This is a genomic window from Roseovarius sp. (assembly GCF_018066915.1).
Lineage (GTDB): Bacteria > Pseudomonadota > Alphaproteobacteria > Rhodobacterales > Rhodobacteraceae > Roseovarius.
Window position 1 is genome coordinate 1 of the sequence record NZ_JAGPVV010000031.1, and the last position, 2,646, is coordinate 2,646.

Here is a 2,646-nt window from a genome sequence, read left to right on the forward strand (position 1 = left end):
GACGTAGCCCATGCAATCTCCGCCATAATCGCCGCGATGCATTTCAGCATCTTCGTCGGATCTGGTTTTTTTCCGGGGCGTGGTTTTGCGCCCGGACTGCCAGTGATCAGCCACTGCCCGAACACGACCAGTTCCGCTTGCTTTTTCAGGGTGCCCTTGTCGCTTATCGCATCGATGAGCGTGCCGGGACATTTTTTCTCCATGTCCAAGCGCCGCCGTGCCATCACGGTGTTCAGTCTACGCACAAAACTCATGTCGATCGGGTCCGAATCCAGCGCACCAATCTCGAACAACTCCTTTGACGCGAAAGCCAATTTCTCCCCACGAACGCGGTAGCCTACTTCCGGACTGGTCATTCAAAGCTGCTCCTTGGAGAGATCGAAATTCGCTTACGACCAACGCCGCGTCACGACAAGGCCAAGGACGGGATCAAGAATGGCGAATTGTGCCATGCTCCGGCGCAGATCATGCTGCGGTAAAAATGCGCGGCATGCAGCGCGTTCATTGCGCGGGCGGTGCCGATGACGCGTCGCCAGAATGGTCGAACCAGCGTCATCGGCACTTGCACTTCTGAGCCTCACCGCACATCCTGAGCGAGAAAAAGTCAGGGGCGGTAATGAGCAGCAGTGATATCAAGAGCCTTGGGAGTTTCGTCTGGTCGATCGCAGAACTTCTCCGGGGTGATTTCAAGCAATCTGAGTATGGCAAGGTGGTGTTGCCCTTCGTGGTGCTGCGGCGGCTCGACTGCATCCTAGAGCAAACCAAGCCTGCCGTTCTCGACATGGCGGCCACGCTGCCCAAGGATATGGATGATGAGGCGCGCGATGCGCTTCTGTCCGGGGTCGTTGGCGCAAACATCCGCCTCTACAACGAGTCGCGCTTCACATTCGCCACGCTCAAGGGGCAGGACCCCAAGGACATCCACCGCAACCTGCTTGATTACATCACGAATTTCTCCGGCAACGTCCGCGACGTCTTCCTCGACAAATTCCTGTTCACCGATCAGCTCAAGCGGCTCAATGATGCCGGTCTGCTCTACCAGGTGTTCGACCGGTTCACGCAGATCGACCTGCACCCCGATGCCATCTCGAACCTTGAGATGGGCTACCTCTTCGAGGACCTGATCCGGCGCTTCTCGGAGATCTCGAACGAGACGGCGGGGGAGCATTACACCCCGCGCGAGGTCATCCGGCTGATCGTGTCACTGCTGCTGATCAACGACAAGGACGCTCTCACCGGCACCGGCGTGATCCGGCAGGTTTATGACCCGGCGGCGGGCACGGGCGGCATGCTGTCCATCGCCGAGATGGAGATGAAGGCGCTCAACGACCGCATCCGCGTCGAGCTCTTCGGCCAAGAGCTCAACCCCGAGTCCTTCGCGATCTGCAAATCCGATATGCTGGTCACCGGCCACAACCCCGAGAACATTGCCTATGGCAACACGCTGACGCAGGACGCGCATGCCGACCGGCGGTTCCACTACATGCTGTCCAATCCGCCCTACGGCGTGGATTGGAAGAAATACGCCGACCCGATCAAGGACGAGGCCGCCGAGCAGGGCATGTCCGGGCGCTTCGGGGCCGGGCTGCCGCGCATTTCGGACGGGCAACTCCTGTTCCTGCAGCATATGATCTCCAAGATGCGCCATGACGAACAGGGTTCGCGCATCGGCATCGTCATGAACGGATCGCCCCTTTTCACTGGCGGGGCCGGATCGGGCGAAAGCGAGATCCGCCGCTGGATGCTGGAGAATGACTGGGTCGAGGCGATCATCGCGTTGCCCACCGACCTCTTCTATAACACCGGCATTCAGACCTATGTCTGGCTGCTGACCAACCGCAAGGACAAGGTGCGGCGCGGCAAGGTGCAACTGATCGATGCCAGTGGCGAGCGGTTCTGGAAATCCATGCGCAAGTCGCTCGGCTCCAAGCGGCGGGAAATTACGCCCGAGGCCTGTGACCAGATCACGCAGCTCTATGCCGAGATGCTGAATGGCGACGGTGACTGGGGCGACGTATCCAAGATCTTCGCCACCACCGATTTTGGCTATCGCGAGATCCGGGTCGAGCGGCCGCTGAAACTGGCCTTCGCGGTGACGTCTGAGGGGCTGGAGGCGCTGCGCGAGGCGAAGCCCTTTGAGAAGCTCGACCAAGAGACTCAGAGCGCCATTCTGGAGTCGCTGGAGTCGCATCTGGCAGGGGAACGGTGGGTAGGCCGCGCTGCGTTTGAGACCGCACTCAGCGACTCGCTCCGGGCCTCTGGCGTGAAAGTTGGCGCGCCGGTGCGCAAGGCTATTCTTGGGGCGCTGTCGGAACGCGACGAGGCGGCAGAGGTTTGCACCGATGCTTCGGGCAATCCCGAGCCCGACACCGATCTGCGCGATCACGAACTGGTGCCGCTCAACGAGGATTGGCGTGCCTATGTGCAGCGCGAGGTGCTGCCCTTCGTCCCCGATGCCTGGGTGGATGAGAGCTACACCGACGCGGCAGACGGCGGCGTCGGACGCGTCGGGTATGAAATCAACTTCAACCGCTACTTCTACAAATACGTGCCCCCGAGACCGCTCGAAGAGATTGACGCAGAGTTGAAGGCGCTGGAAGCAGAGATCGCAGGTTTGCTGCAGGAGGTGGTTGAGTGAGTGATATC

General features: G+C 60.3%; 3 protein-coding genes. 1 reads left to right on the top strand and 2 read right to left on the bottom strand.

Translation table 11 applies throughout. The features are described 5' to 3' along the window. On the bottom strand, nt 1-356 hold a 356-nt coding region (locus KBT70_RS01750), incomplete at its 3' end, for a hypothetical protein (RefSeq protein ID WP_296628055.1). Nucleotides 357-389: 33 nt separating this feature from the next. Further along, nucleotides 390-581, bottom strand: a complete 192-nt coding sequence (locus tag KBT70_RS01755) for a hypothetical protein (RefSeq protein ID WP_296628057.1) — start codon at nt 579-581, stop codon at nt 390-392. Nucleotides 582-616: 35 nt separating this feature from the next. On the opposite strand from KBT70_RS01755, the gene KBT70_RS01760 reads away from it, so the two are divergent. Beyond that, nucleotides 617-2,638, top strand: a complete 2,022-nt coding sequence (locus tag KBT70_RS01760; protein ID WP_296628059.1) for a class I SAM-dependent DNA methyltransferase — start codon at nt 617-619, stop codon at nt 2,636-2,638. The last annotated feature ends 8 nt before the right edge of the window (nt 2,639-2,646 follow it).

Excerpts from the sequence above, each read along its gene's own strand:
- KBT70_RS01760 (WP_296628059.1), top strand. The coding sequence starts at position 617 with ATGAGCAGCAGTGATATCAAGAGCCTTGGGAGTTTCGTCTGGTCGATC.